Raw genomic sequence first — 25,625 nt, forward strand, 5'->3', positions numbered from 1 at the left:
GAAGGCGAGGGGCGAGGCCAGGTGGCGATCGCCCTTACTGACTCACCGGAATCTGAATCACCGGAATCTGAATCGTAAACTCAGTGCCCTGGCCCACTTCTGAGCAGCAGCGCAGCGTACCCTGATGCCGCTCTGTGATGATTTGGTAGCTAATCGAGAGGCCCATGCCCGTCCCCTTGCCGACGGGTTTGGTGGTAAAGAACGGATCGAATAGGCGTTGTTGGACGGCAGCAGACATGCCGATGCCGTTGTCGGCAATGCGAATCGAAATCGAACTGGGGCTAACCTGCTCGGTCTGGATCGTGATCATCGGCCCACTGGGAGAGTCTATGGGGCGATCGCCCAGATTGGGCAGCATGTTTGGGTTCCAGCGGCCGAGCGCGTAGGAATCCTCCAGCGCGTCGATGGCATTCGCCAGAATGTTCATGAACACCTGATTCAGTTGGCCGGCGTAGCATTCCACCAAAGGTAAGCTGCCATAGTGCTTATTGACCTGAATTTCTGGGCGATCGCCCTTGGCCTTCAGGCGATTTTGCAAGATCATCAGCGTGCTATCGATGCCTTCGTGAATATCCACCGCCTTGCACTCTGCCTCGTCCATGCGGGAAAACGTCCGCAGCGAAGCCACAATCTTCTGAATCCGCTCGGCCCCCACCCGCATCGACGACAGCAGCTTGGGCAAATCTGCGAGTAAGAAATCTAAATCGACGTGCTGAATCTCTTGCTGAACCGCAGGCACCGGGTTGGGATAGTGCTGCTGATAGAGCCGAACCAAGTTCAGCAAATCCTGTGTATAGGCGTTGGCATGGGCTAGGTTGCCGTAGATAAAATTCACGGGGTTATTAATCTCATGGGCCACGCCTGCCACCAGTTGCCCCAGGGAAGACATTTTTTCGCTCTGCACCAGTTGCGATTGGGTCCGCTGTAGCTCCTTCAGCGCTGCTTCTAGCTCCTGGGTTCGCTGTCTCAGTTGGGCTTCCGACTGGCGCAGCGCCGCTTCTGACTTCCGCCGCTCCGTAATGTCGTGCATCGCCACCACCGCGCCAATTTTTTGCCCTGCCGCGTCAAACAGCGGATCGCCGCTGGCTAGAATGTAGCGGGTTTCCTGACCCTGAGCGGCGATCGCCATGCCCGCCTGCCGCACAGACTCGCCCTGAAACGCCCGCAGCAGCGGAATCCGTTCGGTCGCCAGCGGCGTAATGCCATCTGCTTCGTACAGGTCATACAGCGTCGCCCACAGCTCCGGCGGCACCTCACGCGGGTCGCAGCCATGCCACTCGCGGGCCGCCCGGTTAAACAACTTCAGCCGCCCCTCTGCATCGCAGGCCACCACGCCATCCGACACATTTTCCACGACTACCTGAGTAAATTCCTGCTCTCGCTGGAGTTGCAGCACCGTCGCCTGAAGTTCCAGTGTGCGTTCTTTGACGACTGATTCCAGCGCGGCTTTTGCCTTCCGCAACTGCACCTCAGACTGTTTGCGATCGCGGATATCCACAATCGTAGAGCGGCTCATCACGTAGTTGCCATCTGAGTCGTAGACCGCGGTGCTATTCAGCAGCACAGGTAAGATAGAGCCATCGGCACACACCAGATCAAACTCCACATCTTTTGCTTCGCCCCGCCGCTTAAACTCCTCAAACCCCGCATTAAACCGGGCAATCCCCTCTGGCGTTAGCAACTGAGTGACATGCATCTTACCCACAACCTGCTCGCGGCGATAGCCCAGCCACGCCAGTTCTGTGTCGTTGATCTGGATAATCATGCCGTCTGGATCGATCGAGTGATAGCCGCAGGGCGCATGATTGTACAAATCGGCAATTTCATTCGCGTATTGCTGGAGGGACGCTTCGACCTGCCGATGGCGTGCTTCCGCCTGCCTGAGTTGCTCAACCTCCTGGATGAGGGCACGATTGGCTTGCGTCAGGTGTTGCAGCTTCTGCTCTAGCTCTTGATTCCGCTGCTGCAAGGTTTCCCACTCCGAGGCTTGATAAATTTGTTCAGGCATATTTACCGGTAGATTCACGATCGATGCTAACCAGAACAGGACTTACGCACTTGCGATGAGTTTTCTGGGTTTGGGACGATTTCTCATGGGCTGCGCCCGCGAGAAATCGTCCAACTGCGTAAGCCCTACAGAAAATGAAATTGGCTTTTATGACTGGTTTAAAAATTCCCTATTCGAGGGAATTCTGAACACTGAGGACAGCCCTGGAGTTGCAATTTATACAATCTAAATTTCTCTATACGCTCTCTATAAGCGTCCTTTACTCAAGTGGCGTTGTCCCAGCGCAGTCAGAGATTCTCATTCGCCGCTGCTGGGTCGGCAGTGAATCCGTCCGTCGCGCTAGGAGAGGCGGCTAACCCAAGTTGCCTTGCTAGAATGACCGTAACGTGACCGTAAGATGCGTAAAATGACCGCAAATTGCGAAGAACCGTAAATTGCAGAGATAGCCTAACCTCTCCAGCATGACGGCGGAACGACTCATCAAAATTCCTCCTTTAGAGAGCGGCGATCGCCTGACCCGTGATGAGTTCGAGCGGCGCTATCGGGCCATGCCCAACCTCAAAAAAGCTGAACTGATTGAAGGAGTGGTTTACGTAGCATCCCCACTGCGTGCCGAAGCTCACGGCAAGCCGCACGGCGACATCATGGGCTGGCTGTGGACGTATAAAGCCGCTACTCCGGGCATTGAGCTTTACGATAATCCTACGGTGCGCCTAGATGCAGACAATGAACCCCAGCCTGATGCGGTATTGCGGCTCAAGGAAGGGGGAGGCTCCTGGATTAATGAAGAGGACTATATCGAAGGTTCCCCCAAATTAGTTGTTGAAGTTGCCGCCAGTAGCGCATCCTACGACTTACACGACAAGCTTCGAGTCTATCGCCGCAATGGGATTCGAGAGTACGTGGTCTGGCGCACCTACAGCCAGCAGATTGATTGGTTCTGCCTGGAGGCTGGAGAATATCGATCGCTCGCCGCGAATGCGTCGGGTATTCTGTGCAGTCGGGAGTTTCCAGGCCTATGGTTAGCCAGCGAAGCTCTGATCTCTGGCGATCTCAGCCTAGTGCTTCAGGTTCTTCAAGCTGGCATTGGCAGCCCAGAACACCAGGCCTTTTTGAGTGCGCTTCGTTAACACTCAGAACTGACGCAATTGGCGGATGGTTTGCGGGCTGCGTTTGCAGGCGGGTTTAGCTGCTAGGCAGGTTGACGATCGCCATTGAGACGGCGCGATACTGGCGGGCGATCGCCTCTGGAGTCACGCCCAGCGTTGGCTGACCAAAAGCATAGGGCCGCGTTTCATGCAGCAGGATGAGCAAATCATTTGGGTCGAGGATATAGGACAGGCTGCGAACGATGTCGCCGTGCAGCGGATAGACCGAATCCTTCAGTTCGCTTTTGAGGGAATCGAGTTGGTTGGTGGCGATCGCCTCGTCCGACATCGCCAGTCCCAGCACAAAGGTCGCCTTTAGCCCCGCCGCCAGCCCCTTCACCAGCGCCAGCGCTTCGGCAAACTGCGGCGAGGCCAGGTCTTCCGCCGTCACCACCAGCAGCACCCGCTTTACCGTATTCATCGGCTGCATCAGCCGCGTCACCAAGACGGGAATGCCCGCCCGCCGAACCACGTTGTCGATCACGCTGCCAAACAGGTGGTCGCGGTAGGTGGAAAAGCCCTTCCAGCCGCAGACGATCAGGTTTGCCTCCCGCTCCTGCGCCGTCCGCAAGATGCCCCGGTCGATGGAGTCGTCGATCCGTCCAATCGGTTCCACCTCTGCGGCGGCGGCGTTGGCCAGGGTTTCGGCCGCGCCCAATAGCATGGCTTGCTGGCTGCGATCTGCCGCGGTCAGCCAGTCTTGCGAGTCGGGCAGCACATGCAGCGGCAGCAGCGTCCCCTCCGTCGAGCAGACCAAAATCAGCGCCAGTTGCAGCAGGTTTGCTTCGGTATCGGGATTTGCCACGGGCACTAGCACCCGCAGCGGCACGGTTTTCAGTTCTTTTTGCGAATCGGCAACCAGCGTCGAGGCGGGTTCGGTGGCGGTGTCGGAGGCAAGGGGAATGCGATCGCCCCAGCGCGAGGTAATCCACGGCGACGCGATGCAGGTCACCAAAATCATCATAATCGTGCCATTCACGGTCGGCTGATCCACGAGTTCGATATTGTAGGCAACAGTGATTGCCGCCAGGGTGGAAGCCGCCTGCGCCACCGACAGCCCAAACATGACCATCATGCTGGGGTCGCTGAGGCGAAACCACTTGCTCGTCATCCAGGCGGGCAGATACTTCGCCACAATTGCCACGCCCACCATCACCGCCGCCACTGCAATCGACTTGGGTTCCTGAAGCAGAATCAGCGGGTTCACCAACATCCCCACCGAAATCAGAAAAAATGGCACAAATAGGCTGTTGCCGATGAACTGAATCCGATTCATCAGCGGGCTGAACTGGGGGATCAGGGGGGCGATCGCCACGCCCGCCAAAAACGCGCCAATAATCGGCTCAATCTCGATCAGCCGTGCCACATAGGACACCAAAAACAGCGCCGCCACCACAAAGGTAAATTCGGCCCCTTCATCGTGCCCAAACCGCTGAAAAAACCAGCGCCCGATGCGCGGTACTCCCCACAGGGTTGCGAAGGTATAGATTGCCAGCGACGGAATCAGAAACAGCCAAAAGCTCAGCGTCAAATCGCCTTGGTGCGCCTTCACCACCACCGCCAGCACCAGCAGCGCCAGCACGTTGGTAATCAGCGTGCCGCCCAGCGTAATAGTGACCGTCTGCGTCCGCATGATGCCCAGCTTGCTGGCAATGGGCAGAGACAGCAGCGTGTGCGACGCAAAGCACGATGCAACCAGGATCGCTGCCAAAAACGAGTAGCCCAACAGCAGCATCGCCACTGTGCCCATCAGCATGGGAATCAGAAACGTGGCCAGTCCAAAGGAAATTGCGCCCCTGGCATTGGTTTTCAAATCATCCAGGCTGGTTTCCAGCCCCGCCATAAACATGAGAAACAGCAGCCCCACCGTGCCCAGCAGGACAATCGTGCTGTCGCGCTCCAAAATGTTCAGCCCGTAGGGCCCCACAATCAGCCCTGCCAAAATCAGCCCCACAATCCCTGGCAGCCGAATCCGCTCAAACACCAGCGGCGACACCAGCATGATGGCGATGATCACCAAAAACACCGCCACCGGGTCGGTAATCGGCCGGAAAATGAACGCCACGAGGGCAGGTTGAAGAACCACAGGCAACCCTTGGATGTGCAAACGTGTCAGCATCATCCTAATCTGCCTGTTGGAATTCTTCACCCTGCTCTCAGGAGGAAATTCCTCCCGTTAGCCAGAGCGCCAGCACAATGCCCAGTTCTACGCACAGAAACCCCGCCAGCGGACTGCCCAGCCAAAAGAGCAGCGCTGGGGCGATCGCCCGCCGCCGAAACAGGGAATACACATCCAGCGCGTAGGTGGAAAAGGTCGTGTAGGAGCCAAAAAAACCAACCATCAACAGGTGATCGGGATCGGGCAGCGCAAAGCGAATGCGAAACAGCCCCGCTGCCATGCCCATCAGCAGCGACCCAGACAGGTTCACCAGCAGCGTCCCCACCGGAAAGTCCAGCCCAAACCGCCGGGTGCAAAACCGGGTGACGTAGTAGCGGCTCAAGGCCCCTAGCACTGCGCCTAGGGAAATCAGAAGCACGGTTAGCGGCAGCGAATCTGAGCCGGTGGACATGATGAGGGAGGGGTAGTTTGGATTAATCTAGGGTGATGGGTGGGGCGATCGCCCTGGCGACCCACACCCCCAGCAGCAGGCTGCCAAACCCCAGCAAGGTACTCGCGCCCCAATACAGCCCATCGGCCGCCAGTTCTCGCTGATAGGCCAGCCGTGCCAAGTCTAGCTCGTAGCTGGAAAAGGTGGTGTAGGAGCCGAGAAACCCGGTCGTCAGCATGAGCTGAAGTTCGGGCGCATGACCCAGCACCCGCTGGCCAAACAGCGTCGCCAATAGCCCCATGCCAAAACAGCCCGTCAGGTTTACTAGCAGCGTGCCGATGGGCAAGTCAGAGCCGACCCAGTGGGAAATCCAACCGCTGAGGAAATGGCGGCTGAGGGCACCGAGGATAGCACCCAGAGCGATCGCCATTGGGGTTCGGAAGGCGGGATTTTGCGGCATAGGTCTAGAAAGCAAGAGGGGCGATCGCCCCAGCACAAGTCGCTGGATCGAGGCTGCTTGATCAAAAGCAACCAGGAAGCATCATAGATCTTTTACGCGATGTGCAACCGCGATGTGCAACCGCGATGTGCAGCTTTGAATCTGCCCTCATCCCCCAACCCCTTCTCCCAATTCGGAAAAAGGGGAGCAACAGTGGCTTAAAGTCTTTCCCGCTCTGGAAGAGGGCTTAAGCCTTCGGCATCCCAGAAAAGGTTGCGGGGAATCGGCAAAGTTGCACATTGCGTCAGAATAAATCCTTGCTGCTGACTTTGCTGCCCGATTTGCTGTTGGGGAGGGGGCGATCGTTTGAGTCCACTGGTTTTGCGACTGGCTCCTCGTCTGGATCTCCTAGATTAAACAAAAAGGGCACACTCCCGGCATCCTTGCCCATCACCAGCACGCGAGGCATCTGAGCGCCTCCCTCGCGCCACGCCTCGATCGCCTCCTTTTGCAGCACCAGTTGCCCACCTGCGCTTTTCAGCGTTTCTGCCAATAGCCGCTGGGCCTCTGCCTTGCCCTTGGCGCGGTTAATCTCTGCCTGGGCCTCTTGCTGTGCCTGTTGAGCAATGTAAACCGCTCGCTGGGCCTGCTGTTCGGCAATTTGCTTGTCTTCCACGGCATGGGCAAATTCATCGGAAAACTTCACATCCACCACGCTGGTATCCAGCAGCACAATGCCATATTTCTCTAGCCGCTGGCTGAGGGCGATGTCAAAATCCTGCCTCAACTCCTCTCGCTGGGTAATGGACTCTTCGGCCGTGCGGCGGGCAGCAGCGATTTTGAAGGCTTCCTGGGTTTGGGGCGCGATCACCTTGGTCACAATGTTGGCCAGCGTGCCCTGCTTGCGGCGAATCTCTACAATTCGCATGGGGTCCAGCCGGAAGTTAATCGCAAAACTGGCGGAAAGATACTGCAAATCCTTGGTGGAACTTTGGGCGGGCACCTCAAACTTTTGCACCGTGACATCGTAAATATCCACCTGGGACACGAACGGCGGCTTTAGGTGAATGCCCTCCAGCAGCGTGCCGTCTTGGGCCTTGCCAAGAATGCTCAGCACGCCGGCCTGGCCGGGATTAATCACCACAAAGGAATTGAATGCCAAAAAGAGGGCGATCGCCCCTATAATCAGCAGTCCCCGAAACGCATTGTCTGTGATTGATTTCATGGGTTCCTAGACGCTCCAAAACGCTCTTATACTCTGCTTCCAATATGCGCCAGACAGATTCCAGATTTTGCAGAGGTCAAAGGTGGCGGGCCGAGACAAGTGACAGAGTGTTCTAATAGCACCCCACTGAAATCACCTTGCATCCAGAGCAGAGGACAGCTAGCTAGTTTGGGTACTCTGGAAGAGATGCAGCAGACCTTCCGAGACGGCTGATCTTGCATCCTCCATCATTCCCTCTTCCAAAACTCCCATCACTCTCCATGCCCACCCCCGAAGAAGCCCTCAAATTCTACTTCGGCTATGATGCCTTTCGCCCCGGACAGCGGGAGATCGTCGAAGCGGCGATCGCCCAGCGGGATCAGCTAGTGATCATGCCCACGGGCGGCGGCAAGTCGATTTGCTACCAGCTTCCGGCGCTGCTGATGGACGGGGTGACGATTGTGGTGTCGCCACTCATCGCGCTGATGCAGGATCAGGTGCAGGCATTGCAGGACAACGGCATTGGGGCGGCGTTTTTGAACAGCAGTCTGGGGCCGACGGAGCTGCGATCGACGGAACAGGCCGTGCTGGCGGGCCAGATCAAGCTGCTGTATGTCGCGCCAGAGCGACTGATGGGCGATCGCTTTTTGCCGTTTTTGGAACGCATCGATGCTGAAGTAGGCATTGCCGCCTTTGCCATCGACGAAGCCCACTGCCTGTCGGAGTGGGGGCATGACTTTCGTCCCGAATATCGCCAGCTCAAAACCCTGCGCCAGCGCTATCCCGCCGTGCCCATGACAGCGCTGACGGCCACCGCCACCCACCGCGTCCAGGAAGATATCGTTGCTCAGCTTACTCTGCGACACCCGCGCATCCACGTCGCCAGCTTCAACCGCACGAACCTGTATTACGAAGTGCGCCCCAAGCAGCGCGATGTGTATCGCCACCTGCTGCAACTGATTCGCCAAACCCCCGGCGCTGGCATTGTCTATTGCCTCAGCCGCAAAAAGGTAGACGAACTCGCCTTCCGGCTCCAGCAAGACGGCATTGAGGCGCTGCCCTATCACGCCGGACTAGAGGACGAAATCCGCGCTGCGAATCAAACGCGCTTTATTCGCGACGACGTGCGCGTGATGGTGGCAACGGTCGCCTTTGGCATGGGCATCAACAAGCCCGACGTGCGGTTTGTGATTCACTATGACCTGCCGCGCAGCCTGGAAAACTATTACCAGGAGGCAGGGCGGGCCGGGCGCGATGGCGATCCGGCAAAATGCACGCTGTTCTTTGGCTATGGCGATTTGAACACGGTCGAGTTTCTGATTTCCCAGAAGGTCGATCCAACGACGGGGGAGCCGCTAGAAGACGAGCAGCGCATCGCCCGCCAGCAGTTGCGCCGCGTGGTGGACTATGCCGAAGGAACAGAGTGTCGCCGCAAGATTCAGTTGGCCTACTTTGGCGAAAGCTTTGCGGGGCAGTGCGGCAACTGCGACAACTGCCTGCATCCGCGCCCCGTGGAAGATTGGACCATCGACGCGCAAAAGTTGCTGTCCTGCATTGCCCGCTGCAAAGAGCGCTTTGGCATGAACCACATCATCGACGTGCTGCGCGGCTCTCGCAGCCAAAAAGTGCTGCAACATGGGCACGACCAGCTTTCCACCTACGGCATTGGCAAAGACCGCAGCGCCGAAGCCTGGAAACATCTGGGGCGATCGCTCTTGCACCAGGGCTTGATGGACGAAACCACCGATGGCTATTCCATCCCCAAGCTGAATGCCCAAAGCTGGGAGGTGATGCGGGGTCAGAGGACAGTAATGATTGCCCTGCCTGCGCGATCGCTCGATGAACCTGCCCCCGTGGGCGATCGCTTCTTGAAACAAACCGGCCCCAAAGCCGACAGCCTGTTTGAGCGCCTGCGCCAGTTGCGAAAGCGCCTCGCCGACGCGCAAAACGTTCCGCCCTACGTGGTCTTTTCTGATGTCAGCCTGCGGCAAATGGCGGAAAAACAGCCGCACACGCTGCGTGAGTTTGCGCGGATCTCTGGCGTGGGCAGCCGCAAGCTAAAGCAATACGGTGAAACGTTCGTCACCGAAATCCGCGACTTTTGCACAGAGAATGACATTCCACTGCGATCGCCTAGTCTGGGAGCTATCCCCGGCAATTCCGATGACGATTCGTTTGATCCTACACTCGCCTATGCCAAACCACCGCGCGATCGTAGTGAATCTCGTTCGGCGCTGCGTCTTAAATCTGTGTCTCGCACTGTGTTCTACACGCTAGAACTGCATCAGCAGGGCTTGTCGCCCGCAGAGATTGCCGAAAAGCGCGGCTGCGGCATCCATACGATTTACAACCACCTGGATAAGTTATTAGAAGCGGGGCAGGCGGTGGATTTGGGAAAGCTGGTAGAGGGCGATCGCCAAGCAAAAATTGAACGGGCGATCGAAGCGGTGGACACTGCGTCGCTCAAGGCGATTCACGAATATATTCAAACCACGCTGGGCGAAACCATTGACTACGATTCTATTCGCCTCGTCCGTGCCAAATGGCGACATACCAATCGCCTAGATAGCTAGAAAACAGCGAACATTTAGCCTCTATTTAACTTTCAGAAAACTCAATATTTTCGTAGAGACCTGCAATCTGAACTTGCAAATCCAATGTGCGAAGTGAAAGGTTAAATTCTGGATCGTTATATTCAGAAAAAAGCCACTGATTTTCCGCAACTTTTACATGATGCTCAACGTGGATTTGATCCTGATCAATGAGCAGGTATTCCTGAAAGCTAGAGATAGTACGATAAGCCGCAAACTTATCACTCCGGTCATAGCTGCGGGTTGATTTGGACAACACCTCAGCAATAAAACAGGGATTCATCACCGTGTCTTTTCGCCCAGCTTGCAACTCTAGCGGCTTTGGCAACACCATCACATCAGGATATGTGTAGATGCTTGCAGCCGGAATCCAAAGCCGCTGATCGACATGAAAAACTTCATAGGGTTTGCGCTTCAATCCCAGACTTAAAGCAATATATAGATTACCACTGATACGATTATGTTCGGGGGTTCCACCAGTCATCGGAATAATTTCTCCATCGCGATATTCGTTGCGGGTTTCCGACGCAACTTCAAGCTCCAAATATTCTTCAGCGGTATAGCGTTTTGTCTCAGTTTGAGCCATCATGACAGGCTTACCTCCAAGATTTGAAATGGTTAGTTACCGGGAGCATCTGATAGACAATGCCAAATGGTACGAGGCGGTGCGCCAGATGCGCTGAAAATCGGGTGTTGGCTGCCCCAAGTGTGTTGGCTGCCCCAAGTGTATTGGCTGCCCCAAGTGTAACAGTGAGAGCGTGATCAAATGGGTACTACCCATCGGGACGTGGCAACAGGGGCCGGGGTGCGCGTGGGAGACACCCACGAGGCAGTGACCAATGCCTACGGTTCGCCTTCTCTGGCAGATGGCGAAATGCTGATCTATTACGTCAGCGGGTCGGATCAATCCGAGTCGTTTTCCTTTTCGCTGGACGGCGGGCGCGTTGTGGAAATCAGATACTACGCCCTGCTGAATTAGGCGGTGTTGGAAAGGGGATTGGAAAGGGGGCGATCGCCTATTTACTTCGTCTATTTACACGGTGGGCGATCGCTCTTTGTCTATGCTCCAAACCCGCTAAATCTCTCGCTCCACCACTAGCGTTTCGCCTGGCCGCAATGCCCTAACTTGGTCGGTCAGGTCGAGCCAGGGTTGCAACTGGCCCGCTTGGAATGTGCGGCTCATGACGACGTAGATCGAGGTCTGGTCGCCGCCAATGCCAGCCTCCACCACGGGTTGCCAGTCGTCGGCGCGGAGTTCGTCGGTAATGCGCCACCGTCCGGTTTCTCCGTCGCCCACCCAGCGCAGCCGCCGAGAAAATCGGAAGGGGGCTGGCTTTTTGCCGACGATCAGCATTTTTTGCAATAGTTTGCGGATTAGGTTAGGGAAGAAGCGCCCCACCGTCAGCATGACCACGCGCAAAATCATGAGGTTTAGCGGGGTCATCTGCTTTTGCTTGGCCCAGCCGAGATTTCCCTGAATTGTGAGGTCGTTGGGTTCCAGGTGAATATCATAGCTGCCGACGAGGTGACCCACGGCGTTTTTCAGCTTGCGGCCCTGTTGTACTTGCAAGGAGAACTGCGTGTCGGAGAGCAAGAGGCGATCGCCCCGAAACAGCTTAAACACGCCGCCCTTGTTCAGCCCCAGGTATAGCTCCGTATCGCCCCGCCGATCGATCAGGATTTTCGCCTCCGGCAGCCACAGGCTTTCCTTGGGGCGATAGTCCACCGCTGGGCGCTGGGGCACAAAGTCTTTCCACGCCAGCAGATAGTTCCAGGTGTGGTGGCCAATAATGTGGTCGTCGGCATAGCAGGGCGCTTTGCCGTTGGCTAGCCCGCGCAAGAAGCGATCGTTAATGCTCAGCGCCTCCGGCATCCACTGCCCCACCAGCTCAAAGCCGTAGGGGAAAAAGTTGTAGGTATTGCGGCTGGTATATTCGCCGCCAAAGGAGCCGTCGGGATGGATAAAATGCGCTGCCAGCCCCACGGCTTTTTCCAGCGACTCCTTCAGGCGAATATCGGGAATCAGCCGATATAGCCACGCCAGACAGGAAATCGTCAGCGTGTGATAGCCCGGATCGCAGCCTTCATATTCCTGAAACCAGCCCTCTGCACTCTGCCAGGACAACACCTGTTCTAGCCGCCGCGCCTTGGCCGCCTCCCAGTGCGATGTATTCAGCATCCGCGACAACAGCTCCAAACCCAGCACGATCAGCGCCTGGTGATTCGTCAGTCGCCCGCTTTCTTGATGATGGGCTAGCCAGTCGGCCCGCCGCACCAGGAACCGAATGATTTCGTCATTTTGCAGCCCCAGCCGCCGATAGCTTTCGACAAACGCCAGCAGCGAAAAGGCCGCTGCCCCGCCCGCCCGCTCGAAGGGAAAATAGTCATCGCACGACCCGTCCTTGTGGGCGCTTTTTGCCGCGTAGAGAATCCCTGCCCCCACCCAATCCCGAATCGCCGCCTGCCGATAGTAGGGATTGTCTGGCGCATCTGCTTCATAGGCCAGGGCCAGCGGCAGCACAAACTCCTGCGCCATGCCGCTGGGAAAGTCGATGATTTTGTAATGCCAGAAGTTGCGATCGAAGCAGCCGTAGGTAGGGCTGTGGGGATTGCGATCGCCCAGCGTCAGGATCTTGGGAATTTGGGCCAGCGCCTCACGGGCAAAGAGGTCACGCATTGCTTCAGGAAAGTTTTGGGGAAATATTGGGGGGAAGTATTTGGAGAAATATTGGGGAAACGGTTTGGAGCGACCGAGCATCCGGCAATTCAATCATCCCATTCCATCATTTCCATCATTCATTCCAGCGCCCTTTCCCCTTTCTGTCTCTCCCGCTCCAACTCGATGCGCCGTAGCCGCAGGCGATTTTCCTCCAGCAGTTGCCGATTTGCCGCCATCAAGTCTGCCACCAGCCCAAACATCCAAAGCTGGAAGCCGATCAGCACCAGCACCGCCGCCAGGATCAGGCTCGGCGCACGGGCGCGGGTGGGGTCATCGAACCAGTACAGCAGCAGCCAGCGCAGACCCAGCAGTGCGCCTAGCCCCATCGGTAATGTGCCCGCCATGAGGAAAAAGCGCAGCGGCCGATAGAGCATGAAGATTCGCAGAATCGTGGTGGCCGATCGCCACACGTAGGACGGAATGTTGCGAACCAGGCGCGACTTGCGGGTTTGCGGATTGGTGCGAATCGGCACGGAGGCGATCGCCATTCCTTTTTGCCCCGCCTGGATAATGGTTTCCAGCGTGTAGGTGTAGTTATTGAACACGTTAAGCTGCATGGCGGCCTCGCGGCTAAAGGCGCGGAACCCGCTGGGCGCGTCGGGCACGTCGGTATTGCTGGCCAGCCGCACGATGGAGCTACCCAGGTTTTGCAGCACCTTTTTGGTAGTGGAAAAGTGTTTTGTCTCCCAGATCGGGCGTTCGCCAACGACGATTTCCGCCTGCTTATGCAAAATTGGCTGGATCAGCCGGGGAATGTCTTCGGCGCAATATTGATTGTCTGCATCGGTGTTGACGATAATATCGGCCCCGGCCCTGAGGCAAGCCTCTAAGCCTGCCATAAAACCTTTGGCTAAGCCCTGATTGGTCGAAAAGTTGACAATGTGATCGACCCCGTAGGCTTTGGCCACGTCCACCGTGCGATCGCGGCTGCCGTCGTTAATAATCAGCCATTCCACCACGTCTACTCCCGGAACTTGGCGCGGCAGTTCCGACAGCGTTAGCCCCAGCGTCTTTTCTTCGTTGTAGCAGGGAATTTGAATAATCAGCTTGGTCATAGGTTCAGCCCATCGCCCCCACACCCCGATTGCCCCACACCCCGATTTCCCCACGTCTTGATTGCCCAACAACATCCCGATTGCTATAGAGGGCGATCGCAGGCGCAAAACAGTTCCCACAGTTGATCCAGATTCCGTTGATCCAGTGTCCAGATGATCCAGTGTCCAGATGATCCAGCGTCCAGACCGTTCGCAAAAATGGTTGTAGAAGGATTAAACATCCAATCATAAATGCCAGTAAAACACGAATAGGCAACCGCCGATTCGCCTGGGCAGATTCGCTTGGGCAGATCAGTCTGGGTAGATTCGCCTATCGATTGGCCAGGGGCCCTTGCAGTTCCTCCCGACTCCCTTTGCTAGACTAGGCTAGGTTTAGCCAGGTCAGCTTGCAGTTCAGAATTACCAGAATCAAACGACTGCTCAGCCATTTCAGGATTTCTCAACCCTACCCCCCCCACCCTTCCCGCCATGTCGCTCTATTGCAGCCAAGGCCACGCCAACACCCCCGGCAGTCGCTTTTGCAACTGGTGTGGAGAGGCGCTATCGACGGCAGCGGGCGGGCAGGAATTATTGGGCGATCGCTACAAGATTGTGCGCGAGCTGGGGCATGGTGGCTTTGGGCGGACGTACCTAGCAGAAGACCAGAACCGCTTTCGAGAATCCTGCGTGCTGAAGGAGTTTGCGCCCCAGGTGCAGAGCAGCTATGCCCTGCAAAAGGCAGAGGAACTGTTTCAGCGAGAAGCGGGCGTGCTGTATCAGCTTCAGCATCCCCAGATTCCCCGCTTTCGGGAACTCTGCCGCACCCAGTTCAACGGCAAGCCCAGTCTGTTTTTGGTGCAGGACTATGTGGACGGGCCGACCTATCGCCAACTGCTGGATCAGCGCCGCCTCCAGGGAAAAACCTTTTCGGAAGCGGAAGTGACGCAACTGATGCGCGATTTGCTGCCCGTGCTGCACTATATCCACAGCCTGGGCGTGGTGCATCGCGACATTGCGCCGGATAACCTGATTTTGCGAACCGCCGATCAACTGCCCGTGCTGATCGACTTTGGTGGCGTAAAGCAGGTCGCCGCGTCCGTCGCCTCGCAGTATACGCCCAGCGCCCCCACGCCGACCCGCGTCGGGAAGGTGGGCTACGCGCCAGACGAGCAGATGGATCACGGCCAGGTCTATGCCCACAGCGATTTGTATGCGCTGGCGGTGACGGTGCTGGTGCTGCTGACGGGCAAGGAACCGGGGGAGTTGGGCGATTTGTCGGCGGGTACGTGGCGGCAGGGAGTCAAGCTGAGTCCAACGCTCAGCCGCACGCTGATGAAAATGCTGGCCGACTCGCCGCGCGATCGCTTCCAGACCGCCGCTGAGGTGCTGCAAGCCCTGCAACCCCTGCCAGGAGCGAATCCTAGCCTGCTGACCCCACCGGGAACCTTGCCACCCGCCGCCTACCCATCGCCCGTGCCGCCCTCGACCCAGCCGACCTACGCCGTTTCGCCCCAGCCGCCCGTTTCGCCGCCGCCGAACCCAGTGCCTACGGCGGCTGTCCCTGCGCCTGCGCCCCGCTTGCCTACGACAAAGGCTCCCCTGGGTGGCATTGGGCTGGGGCCGATTTTGGCAACGGTGGCGATCGCCGCAGGAGTGTCTGCGGCCGTGTGGGGGACGCGCGACGTGTGGCTATCGCTGCTGCCGGGGGGCGAGTCGCCGCCGGACGTGGTGGAAACCGTCAGCCCATCGCCAGAGCCAGAATTTTCGGCAGAGGAGCGCCAGCGCAAAGCAGCCCTCACCCAACGACGGCAGGATTTGGGCATAGACTCTGGCTTTCTGGTGCGAATTACCGACACCACCTTTCATCAGCGCTATCCCGAACTAGGCGGCCGCAGCCTGGGTAAAGGCGAGGCAGATGAGGAATGGCGAGAACGCTGGGATGCGATCGCCGCTGAGTGGCTGGATATCTTTGAGCAGGAACTCAGCAGCACGGCTCGGCGCAAACTGGGGAAATATTCGGCGAGCGATCGCACGGCTTGGCGAGATGCCGTGAACAAGCTCTACGTCAGCAGCCGCGCCCTCAATGACCTAACCGATGCACAGTTTTTCAACCGCTTCCCCGACCTACGCGGGCAGGATTTTATCAACGCCCCCATCGGCCAAGTCTGGCAGGGCATGGCGGCGGATCAGGTGGCAGCGATGCAGGCGGGCAAAACCCTCAGCCGCATCGAGTTCGCACCCGGATCGCTGGGCGAATCGGCAAGCGGCAACCTGAAACCCGGTGAGGGCAGGGTCTACATTGCCAACCTGCAAGCCGAGCAGCCCGCCCGGTTTGACCTGGAAACCAATTCTGGCGCGGCGCTGTTTTCCATCTACCCGCCGACCCCCAGCGCCCAGGTGCCGCCGATCCTGGAAGACTCTGAAACAACCCGCTGGGCAGGAACCCTTCCCCAGAGCGGCTATTACGAATTTGTCGTGGTGTCTAGAGGCCGCGAGGCGCTGCGCTATCGGCTCAATTTGGCGGTCGATCGCGTGATCACGACCCCCGCCAGCCCCGATCGCCCCACGCCGCGCCAGTCTGATGAGCCAGTGCGGCCGGGGAACTGAGGAATTAGCAGTAGGCTTTTCCACGGAATGGCGAATAAATCCTCTGTCGAAGTGTTGATCTAGAACCTTCTCCCAAAGATTACGTAGCGTTAGCAGCACTTCATGAAAACCTCAAATTGACTGTGCCAATCTGGAATCGCTGCGAGAGAATTTTCGTTGGCTTCGGAAACTAGGGGAAATAGGAAAGTTCTATGGCAAATCTTGCGCCCGTGCTGGACACCTCAGGAGCCGTCACCTTGGGGGCGATCGCCTCTGATATTTCCCCAGCCGCCAACCTCGGCATCAGCCTGTCGGAACTCGTCGGCGGCCGGATCACCGATGTCAACGGCGACCCCACGGGCATCGCCATCACAGGCGCAGACAATACCAACGGCACCTGGCAATATTCCCTCGACGGCGGCACTACCTGGATTAATTTCGGCTCCGTTTCCGAGAGTTCTTCCCTCATCCTGGGAGCCTACACCCTCTACAGCGGACTATTGGGCACCAAACCCACAGACCAGCCCTGGCTAGCCTTTGGTAATTTTGGGACAACCACCGAATCACTGATTTCTGGAGGCGTAAATCTCAATACGCTGGGCGTTGCGCCTTTTCCTGATGCTATTCGCAACTTAGCCTATGCTGGGTACGGCAACAAAGACACTAGCGGCAACTTGGTTAACGCCAGTTTCCCAGACCTAGATGCAGACCAAGGGTTTACGGTTGCTTTTAGCATTAACCTGGCTTCAGAGGCTCGCAGCAACGAAAACCGGGCCGGCTTCAGCATCCTCGTGACAACCCAGACCAACACCAAGGCGATTGAACTGGGCTTTCAGCAGATGAATAGTTCAACGGGCAAGATCTTTGCCCAGGGCGATGGCATCACGCCCAATCCCGGCGGGGAGCCGAACAACCTGTTTGTGGCGGCAGAGTCCGTCAGTTTTAACACCAATCAGGTTGCCGACTATCGACTGACGATTCTGGGCAATCGCTACACGCTGTTTGCCGATGGCAATCAAATTCTGTCTGGGCCGCTGCGAAACTACACAGCCTTTGCAGGAGTTACGCCACCGGGCGGCACGGAACCAGTCGATCCCTACGAAGAACCCAATGTCATCTTTTTGGGCGACAACACGACATCGGCGCGGGCATCGGTGAATTTCTATCAACTAGCGCTGCAAACCCAGACGCGGGTGCGGTTTCAGCCGAATGCTGGCTTTGGCGGCACGGCAAACTTCACCTTTCGGGCGTGGGATACGACAGATGGCAAATCGAATGGCGACCGCACTAATACCAGCACAAACGGCGGCTCTACTCCCTTCAGCGCAGCCTTTGCAGCCGCAACTATCACGATTCAAGCGGGTGGCACAGGTGGCGGTACGGGTGGTGATACGGGCGGCGGCACAGGCGGCGGTACAGATGGTGGAACAGGCGGCGGTACAGGCGGCGGTACGGGTGGCGGCACAGGCGATGGAACAGGCGGCGGCACAGGCGGCGGTACAGGTGGTGGAACAGGCGGCGGTACAGGCGGCGGTACAGGTGGTGGAACAGGCGGCGGTACAGGCGGCGGTGTAGGCGGCGGCACGGGCGGCACACCCCTGCAAATCGAATTTATCGGCACTGAAAATGACGATACCCTGACAGGCAACGCCGCGAATAACCGAATTTGGGGATTGGCAGGCAACGACTTGCTGATTGGCGGCGACGGCGACGATACGCTGGTCGGCGGGCTGGGGCAAGACACCTACGACGGCGGGCCGGGGGCCGATGTCCATGTGTTCGCAGGCGCAACGCTCAGAGCAGCCCTGCAAACCTCTCCAGTTCGCAGACCCGATCGCATTTTGAACTTTGGGCCGACCGATGTCATTCAGTTTGATTTTGACGATAATCTTGCCACCCCCGATCTGCCCAGAAAGCTCTTCAACGCAGGCAGGATTCGCGCCAAAACGCTGCTGGATGCCACCCGGCTCGCCTTTGCCGACAAAAACCAGAAGCAGCGAGGCAAACAAGCGCTGAGGGCGCTGGAGGCGACGTTCTTTACCTATCGAGGCACTCGCTATCTGACCTTTAATGACCAAAAGGCAGGCTTCAGTCCCCGCAATGATTTTCTGGTGGCGATGCCGGGAATGCAGTTTGACGCGGGCGATGCCAACCGGGGTGCGCTGCGGGTCAGCAATTATTTTGTGTAGCCGTGTTTTGTGTGTAACTGTGTTTTGTTTCGCTGCAAGACCTGTATCGCTAAACCTGTATAGCTAATCTGTATCGCTAAAAATTCAGTGTCGCTACACGAAATCGCTACAAAGCACGCTACAAAAGTCGCTACAAAACAAGAATGGGGCACTTGATCAAGCGCCCCACTCAACTATGGCTATCCAAAATAATTAAACCTCTCAACTCGACAATCGCGACGGCCGGCTAAACTCGCCCAAGAGCGGGCACCAGACGGCGCAGACGATGCATTTTCACCCTGGGTTGCTCAGGCTGAGCAGTTTGGGGGTCAGGATTGAGCGCTTTGTGGAGCGCAGTCCAAGTGCGGGGACAGACAGTGCCGCTGGGGGTGAGGCTGTTTTGGGCTTGAAAGGCGATCGCCGCCTCAGCCGTTTTTTCGCCAAACACGCCATCGACGGTCAAAGCATTGCCCAATCGGTTCAGCGCTTTCTGCAATACGTAGACATCGGCTCCAGAATGGCCAGGGCGCAGAGTGCGACAGCCAGGCTGGAGGGTGGCCTTGAGGGTAGCGAGGGTTGTTGGATCAACGATCCCGTCTACCCGCAGATTTTGCCGCCGCTGGAAGGCGCGAACCGCTTCTTCCGTCAGCCAGCCAAAATCCCCATCCACCTTAACCCGATAGCCATGAGCGCAGAGGAGTTCCTGCACTTCGGCAACGGCGTGTCCCGTATCCCAGGGGTACAAACAGGTTGGGTTGGCAGAAACGATTGCCGTTGCAAGTGGCTTGTTGGCGATCGCCCGCGATTGATCTAGGGTCATTTCGAGTCTCCTTCCCCTGGCGTGGGACTTGATTGTGTGCATGTCGCCGCGTGGTTTGGTTTTGGGACAAGATGCCCCGCCCCGCACACGGCTTTTGTTTCATGGTTGGGTTGTGAGGATTACCTCGTGAAAGTAGCCTTAGAATGCTTTTCCGACGTGCTGATCTCAGCAGTTGGACACCTTCGAGCCGCGCTAGAACCTGTGCGCCTTGCGTTGCAACACGCGCAGGACTCCCAGCGTTGACCTATGGGCATCCGTCTACTCAGATTGCGTCTTCGATGCTTTCTAAGGTAGAGGACTTGTGAGTTGAAAACTTCACCGGGCAAGGTCAATAAAACTTCACCCATATCGGCGATTATACTGTGAAACTACAATCGCCGTGGGTTCTCGTCCGGGCAGCTTCTTCAAAGTTTTAAGGATACCACGCGGTGGCCAGCGTCGTCCTACAGATCTAGATCCAGGTCGTCTAGATCCAGGTCGCTCAGGTTTAAGTTGCTGAGCGGGTCAGGTTCCGCCGCAAGCACCTGTTCCGCCGTAACCACATCCGACGCTGGGGGAACTCGGACGGGTTCAGACTGGGCTAGCTTGATCCAGCGGCGATCGCGCGTCACGTAACCCAGTTCCACCAGATAATCTCGATGGGGCTGCGGAATTGGGATGTGGCAATCAGGTATGGCCTCGTTGCACTGGAACTGGCGCACAGGGCGCAGGACACCCCCCGCTTCGCGCTCGGTCACGTCGTAGAGATGCAGCGCCATCACCTCGCCGCCGTTTTGCCGCGCCGCTGCTTTCCGCTGTTCCGAGACTTCCCAATACACGTAGGCATCGCTCTCATCGCGGGGCACCAGGATAATGCGGCTGGGGGCGATCGCCCCAATCGGCGGCGCGGTCGGGGCTGGCACGCCAACCGGAGGCACTGCACCCGTCGCAATGCCCGACCCAACGCCCGACTCAGTACCCGACTCAGTACCCGACCCAATGCCAGACTCTGCCCAACCGCCCTCGGTTTCACCCGGCACGCAGGCAGGCACATGCACCGCCGCCGAACGTGCCAGCGGCAGCCACTCTCGCTCATTCGACAGGTAGCCGACTTCAGCCACGTAGTCTCCGGCTTCTTCGGCAACCGGGATGTGGAAATCCTGCGTATTTTCGTCGCAGTCAAACTGCTGCATATTGCGCTCGTCGGCGCGGCTCGCGTCCTTTCCCGTCACGTCATACAGCCGCAACTGGAGATTGCGCCCGCCTTGTTCTGCCAGCAATGCGCGATCCGCCTCCGACAATTCCCAATAGGCATAGACATCGCGGCAGGAGCGGGGTGTTAGCACTAGCCGACTCGTCCCTGGCAAATCGAGCAGGGCCTCGTCTTCGGGCTTGCGGAATAGCCACCACAGTAGCCCGCCCAGCACCGGCACAGCCAGCAACAGGAACCAGGGGAAACTGCTGCCTTCCGCAGGCTCATCGGCAGTCTCCGCCGGAGATTCTGGCGCGGGAGAAACCGTTCCCGCAGGCATTTCCCCAGGCACAGGCTCACCCGGCACGGGCGTTGCGGCAGGCTCCGCAGGCGAGGCATCAGGCACTGGCGAGGCATCGGGCGCGACGGGCGAGGCATCTGGAGCGGCGGGCGAGGCCGGCGCAACGGCGACCGGGGGCGGGGCAACAGGTGCGCCACTTGCACCGGGGCTGACCGCAGCCTGCACATTGGCATCGGTCGCGAAGCCCAGAAACGCCTGGGCCGCCTCATTGGGCTGGGGCCCTTTGTAGACATAAAACACGGGCAGCGAGAAGGGATAGCGGGGGTCGGACGGCAACACGTCGTCCATCGGCACAGCGCGAACGTCCGAGCGACCCAGCACCTCATCGGCGATCGCATAGCCAATGCCATCGTTGCCCAACTGCCGCACTAGCTCATCGGTGGTGTCTGGATTCAGCCGCACCACGTTGCTGCCGGTGCCAAAGGGACGAGTGCGATATTTGTCATAGGTGGCGATCGCCCGCCGCAGGTCGCTGCCTTCGGGCCGGTCGATGGGGCGAATCGCTCCTGGCGCACCGCCAAAGGCAGACCAATCCGTCACATCGCCCCAGTAAATTTGGGAGACGGCTTCATCGCTGAGGCTGCCGTTAAACGGATTGTTGCTGCCGACGATAAAGGCAATTTTGCGCCGTCCCGCAGGCACCGCCACCAGCCCTCGCGCTTTTTCGGCATCCGTCAGCGGACGGGCGATCGCCGCCAAGTCTACCCGGCCCGCATCCACCGCCTGCAACGCATCCTCGGCCCCGTCGGCAGAAAGGTTGACCTGAGTACCTGGATAACGCGATTCAAACTGCTGTTTGAACGCCTGGTTAATTGCGCTGAGGCTGGGGGAGCCGTTGATATTGATACGAGTGCCGCTGGGAACGCTGGCAGGCAGCGCAAATCCCGTTGTGCCGCTTTGAGCCAGGGCCGGCGCTAGTCCCATTGTCTTCCAGGCAGCAGTCCCCGCGATGGACGGTGCGATCGCGGCCGACAGCAGAAACACCAGCGTCGCGGCGGAGGTTCCCCGATGTTTAATCCTACTCATAGCGCAACTCTCAGATGAAACGGTCTTGTTTAGCGTTTTGATAAACCAAGCGGACGCTCTATACGAGTTTGTCTATCGCCTGCTCTCTATGCGCTTACATCCTATGTCACTTGCGCCAAAAATGAACCAGATTACGCAAGATTCTTGGCGCTTGTCAGCCGACAGCGCTTCAGGAAATGCCCAATCAGATACAGCGATCCGCACAACACGACCAAGGGTGCGCCATCGCCCGATTGTGTAGCAACAGGGGCAGACTCTTCAGAGGCACTGAAGGCCGCCTCCAGTGCCAGCCATACGTCCGAATGCCGCTGCGATCGCGCCAGTTGTGGCTGTGCCTCGGTGGCCAGCGCGGCCAGCTTTTCCAGGTCAACGGGAGAATGCTCTGGAACAGGGACAAGATGGAGGCGATCGCCCGGCCGCAGCAGCGCCCGAAATACGTCCGCGTGATCCTTCGTGCCAATCATGCCGATGACCCAGGTGATGGGGGACGAGGGGTGGTCGCGCCAGCTTTGCGGAGCTATATCGCGCCAGCTTTGCGGAGCTATATCGCCCCGCTCGATTTGCTGATCGATTTGCTGATCGACATACTGCCGGAGGGCGATCGCCCCAGCCGGATTGTGCGCCCCGTCGATCAGCAGCCGATGCCCTTGCCAGTCCATCCACTGCATCCGTCCACGCCACTGCGCCCTGGCCATGCCTGCCACGATGTCTGCATCCGAAATGGCCCACCCCCGCAGCCGCAGCAGTTGCAAGGCAGCCAGGGCAACGGCGGAGTTGGTGAGCTGGTGTGCGCCGGGGAGGGGTAGCGGGTAGGAGATGACGGCGTTGGGGCGTGGGGCGTTATCTACCGTGTTGCCTATCTCGTTACCTACCTCGCCGCCTATCTCGCTACCTAACCCGCCATCCCACTGCCACTCAGCCCAGCCGTTGCCCAGATCGACCGCAGGCTGCACCCAGATCGCAGGACACTGGAGCGCGTGCAGGCGGGCTTGCAGCACGGCGGCGGCTTCTGGCGGCTGGGGGGCGATCGCCGCTGGACAGTGGGCTTTTAGGATTCCGGCTTTTTCGCCAGTGATGTCGGCCAGGGTGGGGCCGAGGCGCTGCCAGTGTTCGCGGCTGAGGGAGGTGATGAGGCTGACGAGGGGGCGATCGCAGACATTGGTGGCATCCAGCCGCCCGCCCAGCCCCACTTCCATCACCGCTACATCGACCCGCTGTCGCGCAAAGTATAGCCATGCCGCAGCAGTGACCACTTCAAACTGGGTGGGCGACGGGTAGTTGGGATCAATCGCGGCCACGACTTCTTCTAAAAGCGAGTGCAGCGCGTTCACCGAAATATCCTCGCCGTTGAGCCAGATCCGTTCGCACCAGTGTTCCAAATGGGGGGATGTATAGCGTCCCACTCGATAGCCCGCCTGCACCAGTACGGCGGATAAATAGGCACATACAGATCCTTTCCCATTGCTGCCTGCGACGTGCAGCACGGGCACTTGTCGCTGGGGATTTCCCAGGGCCGCCAGCAGCCGCGAAATCCGCTCTAGCCCCAGTTCCACGCCAAAATGGGTAAAGCGATTCAGCAGCGCATCCACCGGATCGAGGACGGGTGAATCGCCAGGGAGCGTGAGGTCAGGGTCGAGAGCCATTCATCGAAGCATTGATACAGATCGAAGATATAGATCGAATCGAATCGAATTGATCGGGAAATCAGGCGAAAACGTAATCATCGGGCTGATATTCAGCCGTGGGCGTGAGCCGCCAGGTGGTGTCGCCTGTGAGTTCCAGCACGTAGTCGTGATATTTCAGCAGGCTGGGGCGATGGCCAACGCTGATATAGGTGGTGTCTTTTTGGCGGAGTTGGTCGTAGAGGCGGCGCTCGTTTGCTAGATCCAGCGCGCTGGTGGCCTCGTCCAGAATGGCGTAGCGCGGCCGGGTCAGCAGCAGGCGGGCAAAGGCGAGGCGCTGCTGTTCGCCCAAAGACAGCACGTTGGCCCAGTCTAGCTCCACATCAAAGCCGCCGACCCGCTCCGGCAAATCCGACAGATTCACCTGCTCTAGGGCGTAGCGCAACTGCCCCTCGTCAATGAGTGCGTCGGGATGGGGATAGAGCAACTGGTCGCGCAGCGTGCCCAGCACCATGTAGGGACGCTGAGGCAAAAATAGCATTTCGTCTAGGTCGGGGCGGACGATGCGACCGGTGCCCTGATTCCACAATCCGGCGATCGCCCGCAAAATGGAACTCTTGCCCGCGCCGCTGTGGCCCACGATCACCAGCCCCTGGCCCGGCTCCAGCTTGACGGACAAATCGCGGACTAGGAGGCGCTGATTTTTGGGGGTCACCAGCGTCACATGCTCCAGCGAGATTTGAGAATCTTCCACAGTATCAATGGCGGTTTCGCCTGCTTCCAGGGGCTTGTCTACCTTGTCTTGGAGGGACTCGGTAAAGGTTTCCAAACGGTTTACGCCAGCCGCAAATTCGCTGAGCTGGTTGATTTGCAAAACGACCAGGGCAAAGGCTTCAAAGATTTGGGAAAAGGCGAAGTTGGCCTGGCTGATGTCGCCAAATCGAATCTGGTCTTGAAACAGCATCGGAGCCAGAATCGCAGACGGCAGAATGAAGGTGAGATATCGGTAGGGCGTGCGAAAAAAGCCCATCGTTCGCTGCCAGCCAATTAGGAAATGGTAGTTCCGCAGCACCTCTACAAACCGTCGCTGGAGTTGCCCTGCCTCCTGCGCTTCGCCCTGGTAGAAGGCGATTGATTCGGCATTGTCGCGCACATGCACCAGCCCGTAGCGAAAATCGGCTTCCTTTTTGAGCTGGTTGAAATTAAGCGAAATCAGCCGTCGCCCCAGCAGCGCCACAACGACCGTTCCTACTAGGGCGTAAAAAATTAGAAACACGGTTAGACCAACAGACTTGGACAGCAAGATGCCCGTGAAGGAAATCACGTCGATGATCGACCCCAGGAAGATTAGCAGGAAGTTGAGGCTGTAGCTAGTGAAGGAGTTGATGTCTTGCGAGATCCGCTGGTCGGGGTTGTCGATCAGGTCGTCTGAGTTGAGGTCGTAATAGGCGCGATTGCTGAAGTATTGTCCCAAAAAGCTGTTGGTCATCCATTCTCGCCAGCGCAGCCCCAGCAGGTCTTGCACATAGCGGTAGAACACCACAAAGGGAGTGGCGATCGCAAACACGCCCGCATACACGATGAAAAATCGCCAGAACGTCGGCGCATCTTTTTCCGCCAGCGCCGTGGTGAAGAAATTGCCCACAAAGCTGATCACCACGTTCATGCCGCTGACACACAGCAGCAGCAGCAGCAGCGCCGCCAAAAACGTCCACTGCTGCCAGCGCGGTAGCACCTTGTCTCGCGCAAAAAAGAACGCAATCCAGGGAACGATCAGCCCTGCCGTCAGCACAAACACCATCGGCGGGCTGAACAGCGTGTTTGCCAAAGACACCATGCCGCCTGCGGTTTCTGCCATGAATTCGGGAAAGCCCCGTGCGATCGCAAGCGTGAGCAGGCCCACCACCGTCGCCAATAGCGCAAACAGAAACACGATCAATAGCCCCAGCAGCACAAAAAACTGCCAGCCGCCGCGCCCGGTGGGAAACCAGTAGGGCTGGGCGATCGCCACGAAGCGATTCCACAGCCGCCAGTCAAAACGATTGAGACGATTCAGGGAAGAATTCGGGGTGTCAGCGGTCATGGGTTGTGTTGCAAGTTAACAGAGGGCGTTTACAGGCTGCATCGCACTGCGCTTCAGCAGGCCGCATCTTATTGCTGCATCTCATTGTAGTGTGAG

Annotated in this window: 18 protein-coding genes; 5 read left to right on the top strand and 13 right to left on the bottom strand. The window is 58.1% G+C overall.

Going from position 1 to position 25,625, the window contains the following annotated elements:
* Positions 1-34: 34 nt before the first annotated feature.
* The gene (locus HNI00_RS19530; protein ID WP_316788660.1) at positions 35-2,008 is read right to left on the bottom strand and encodes a PAS domain S-box protein; all 1,974 of its coding nucleotides are present in this window, start codon (positions 2,006-2,008) and stop codon (positions 35-37) included.
* A 461-nt stretch (positions 2,009-2,469) separates the two neighbouring features.
* On the opposite strand from HNI00_RS19530, the gene HNI00_RS19535 reads away from it, so the two are divergent.
* Positions 2,470-3,138: a Uma2 family endonuclease gene (locus HNI00_RS19535; protein ID WP_316788662.1), complete on the top strand. Its 669-nt coding sequence runs from the start codon at positions 2,470-2,472 to the stop codon at positions 3,136-3,138.
* Between the two features lie 55 nt (positions 3,139-3,193).
* On the opposite strand, the gene HNI00_RS19540 is transcribed toward HNI00_RS19535, so the two are convergent.
* The 4 genes from HNI00_RS19540 to HNI00_RS19555 form a co-directional block, all read right to left on the bottom strand.
* Positions 3,194-5,278 carry a cation:proton antiporter domain-containing protein gene (locus tag HNI00_RS19540; RefSeq protein WP_420156227.1) on the bottom strand — a complete coding sequence of 695 codons (2,085 nt, stop codon included), beginning with the start codon at positions 5,276-5,278 and terminating at the stop codon, positions 3,194-3,196.
* A gap of 34 nt (positions 5,279-5,312) precedes the next feature.
* Entirely contained in the window at positions 5,313-5,726 is a 414-nt protein-coding gene (crcB, locus tag HNI00_RS19545; protein WP_316788665.1) for a fluoride efflux transporter CrcB, read from the bottom strand.
* A gap of 22 nt (positions 5,727-5,748) precedes the next feature.
* Positions 5,749-6,165 (bottom strand): fluoride efflux transporter CrcB, encoded by a 417-nt coding sequence (gene crcB / locus HNI00_RS19550; RefSeq protein WP_316788667.1) that lies wholly within the window; start codon positions 6,163-6,165, stop codon positions 5,749-5,751.
* Between the two features lie 283 nt (positions 6,166-6,448).
* Complete coding sequence (locus HNI00_RS19555) at positions 6,449-7,369, bottom strand: prohibitin family protein (RefSeq protein WP_316788670.1); 921 nt, start codon at positions 7,367-7,369, stop codon at positions 6,449-6,451.
* A gap of 260 nt (positions 7,370-7,629) precedes the next feature.
* On the opposite strand from HNI00_RS19555, the gene recQ reads away from it, so the two are divergent.
* Positions 7,630-9,921 carry a DNA helicase RecQ gene (gene recQ / locus HNI00_RS19560; protein ID WP_316788672.1) on the top strand — a complete coding sequence of 764 codons (2,292 nt, stop codon included), beginning with the start codon at positions 7,630-7,632 and terminating at the stop codon, positions 9,919-9,921.
* 25 nt (positions 9,922-9,946) lie between these two features.
* Here recQ and HNI00_RS19565 read toward each other — a convergent pair whose 3' ends face one another.
* Complete coding sequence (locus tag HNI00_RS19565) at positions 9,947-10,528, bottom strand: Uma2 family endonuclease (protein ID WP_316788674.1); 582 nt, start codon at positions 10,526-10,528, stop codon at positions 9,947-9,949.
* Between the two features lie 177 nt (positions 10,529-10,705).
* Here HNI00_RS19565 and HNI00_RS19570 point away from each other — a divergent pair, with 177 nt between their 5' ends.
* Positions 10,706-10,918: a hypothetical protein gene (locus tag HNI00_RS19570; protein WP_316788677.1), complete on the top strand. Its 213-nt coding sequence runs from the start codon at positions 10,706-10,708 to the stop codon at positions 10,916-10,918.
* A gap of 96 nt (positions 10,919-11,014) precedes the next feature.
* Here HNI00_RS19570 and HNI00_RS19575 read toward each other — a convergent pair whose 3' ends face one another.
* The 3 genes from HNI00_RS19575 to HNI00_RS19585 all read right to left on the bottom strand — a co-directional run bounded on the left by HNI00_RS19575 (position 11,015) and on the right by HNI00_RS19585 (position 13,909).
* Entirely contained in the window at positions 11,015-12,616 is a 1,602-nt protein-coding gene (locus HNI00_RS19575) for a hypothetical protein (protein ID WP_316788679.1), read from the bottom strand.
* A gap of 119 nt (positions 12,617-12,735) precedes the next feature.
* Complete coding sequence (locus HNI00_RS19580; protein ID WP_316788681.1) at positions 12,736-13,713, bottom strand: glycosyltransferase family 2 protein; 978 nt, start codon at positions 13,711-13,713, stop codon at positions 12,736-12,738.
* A 4-nt stretch (positions 13,714-13,717) separates the two neighbouring features.
* Positions 13,718-13,909 (bottom strand): hypothetical protein, encoded by a 192-nt coding sequence (locus tag HNI00_RS19585; protein WP_316788683.1) that lies wholly within the window; start codon positions 13,907-13,909, stop codon positions 13,718-13,720.
* Between the two features lie 272 nt (positions 13,910-14,181).
* Here HNI00_RS19585 and HNI00_RS19590 point away from each other — a divergent pair, with 272 nt between their 5' ends.
* Both HNI00_RS19590 and HNI00_RS19595 read left to right on the top strand, forming a co-directional pair.
* Entirely contained in the window at positions 14,182-16,299 is a 2,118-nt protein-coding gene (locus tag HNI00_RS19590) for a serine/threonine-protein kinase (RefSeq protein ID WP_316788684.1), read from the top strand.
* Between the two features lie 191 nt (positions 16,300-16,490).
* Complete coding sequence (locus HNI00_RS19595) at positions 16,491-18,467, top strand: choice-of-anchor Y domain-containing protein (protein WP_316788686.1); 1,977 nt, start codon at positions 16,491-16,493, stop codon at positions 18,465-18,467.
* Between the two features lie 226 nt (positions 18,468-18,693).
* Here HNI00_RS19595 and HNI00_RS19600 read toward each other — a convergent pair whose 3' ends face one another.
* From HNI00_RS19600 to HNI00_RS19615, 4 genes are all read right to left on the bottom strand, one after another.
* Complete coding sequence (locus HNI00_RS19600; protein ID WP_316788688.1) at positions 18,694-19,266, bottom strand: peptidoglycan-binding domain-containing protein; 573 nt, start codon at positions 19,264-19,266, stop codon at positions 18,694-18,696.
* A 443-nt stretch (positions 19,267-19,709) separates the two neighbouring features.
* Positions 19,710-21,824 carry a DUF4912 domain-containing protein gene (locus tag HNI00_RS19605; RefSeq protein ID WP_316788690.1) on the bottom strand — a complete coding sequence of 705 codons (2,115 nt, stop codon included), beginning with the start codon at positions 21,822-21,824 and terminating at the stop codon, positions 19,710-19,712.
* Between the two features lie 131 nt (positions 21,825-21,955).
* The gene (locus HNI00_RS19610) at positions 21,956-23,467 is read right to left on the bottom strand and encodes a bifunctional folylpolyglutamate synthase/dihydrofolate synthase (RefSeq protein ID WP_316788692.1); all 1,512 of its coding nucleotides are present in this window, start codon (positions 23,465-23,467) and stop codon (positions 21,956-21,958) included.
* Positions 23,468-23,528: 61 nt separating this feature from the next.
* The gene (locus HNI00_RS19615) at positions 23,529-25,529 is read right to left on the bottom strand and encodes an ABC transporter ATP-binding protein/permease (RefSeq protein ID WP_316788694.1); all 2,001 of its coding nucleotides are present in this window, start codon (positions 25,527-25,529) and stop codon (positions 23,529-23,531) included.
* Between the last annotated feature and the right edge of the window lie 96 nt (positions 25,530-25,625).

The organism is Thermoleptolyngbya oregonensis NK1-22 (assembly GCF_032705245.1).
GTDB classification, from domain to species: domain Bacteria; phylum Cyanobacteriota; class Cyanobacteriia; order Elainellales; family Elainellaceae; genus Thermoleptolyngbya; species Thermoleptolyngbya sichuanensis.

Coding starts and splice junctions, on each gene's coding strand:
- HNI00_RS19530 (WP_316788660.1), bottom strand. CDS start 2,008: ATGCCTGAACAAATTTATCAAGCCTCGGAGTGGGAAACCTTGCAGCAG.
- HNI00_RS19535 (WP_316788662.1), top strand. CDS start 2,470: ATGACGGCGGAACGACTCATCAAAATTCCTCCTTTAGAGAGCGGCGAT.
- HNI00_RS19540 (WP_420156227.1), bottom strand. CDS start 5,278: ATGATGCTGACACGTTTGCACATCCAAGGGTTGCCTGTGGTTCTTCAA.
- crcB (WP_316788665.1), bottom strand. CDS start 5,726: ATGTCCACCGGCTCAGATTCGCTGCCGCTAACCGTGCTTCTGATTTCC.
- crcB (WP_316788667.1), bottom strand. CDS start 6,165: ATGCCGCAAAATCCCGCCTTCCGAACCCCAATGGCGATCGCTCTGGGT.
- HNI00_RS19555 (WP_316788670.1), bottom strand. CDS start 7,369: ATGAAATCAATCACAGACAATGCGTTTCGGGGACTGCTGATTATAGGG.
- recQ (WP_316788672.1), top strand. CDS start 7,630: ATGCCCACCCCCGAAGAAGCCCTCAAATTCTACTTCGGCTATGATGCC.
- HNI00_RS19565 (WP_316788674.1), bottom strand. CDS start 10,528: ATGATGGCTCAAACTGAGACAAAACGCTATACCGCTGAAGAATATTTG.
- HNI00_RS19570 (WP_316788677.1), top strand. CDS start 10,706: ATGGGTACTACCCATCGGGACGTGGCAACAGGGGCCGGGGTGCGCGTG.
- HNI00_RS19575 (WP_316788679.1), bottom strand. CDS start 12,616: ATGCGTGACCTCTTTGCCCGTGAGGCGCTGGCCCAAATTCCCAAGATC.
- HNI00_RS19580 (WP_316788681.1), bottom strand. CDS start 13,713: ATGACCAAGCTGATTATTCAAATTCCCTGCTACAACGAAGAAAAGACG.
- HNI00_RS19590 (WP_316788684.1), top strand. CDS start 14,182: ATGTCGCTCTATTGCAGCCAAGGCCACGCCAACACCCCCGGCAGTCGC.
- HNI00_RS19595 (WP_316788686.1), top strand. CDS start 16,491: ATGGCAAATCTTGCGCCCGTGCTGGACACCTCAGGAGCCGTCACCTTG.
- HNI00_RS19600 (WP_316788688.1), bottom strand. CDS start 19,266: ATGACCCTAGATCAATCGCGGGCGATCGCCAACAAGCCACTTGCAACG.
- HNI00_RS19605 (WP_316788690.1), bottom strand. CDS start 21,824: ATGAGTAGGATTAAACATCGGGGAACCTCCGCCGCGACGCTGGTGTTT.
- HNI00_RS19610 (WP_316788692.1), bottom strand. CDS start 23,467: ATGGCTCTCGACCCTGACCTCACGCTCCCTGGCGATTCACCCGTCCTC.
- HNI00_RS19615 (WP_316788694.1), bottom strand. CDS start 25,529: ATGACCGCTGACACCCCGAATTCTTCCCTGAATCGTCTCAATCGTTTT.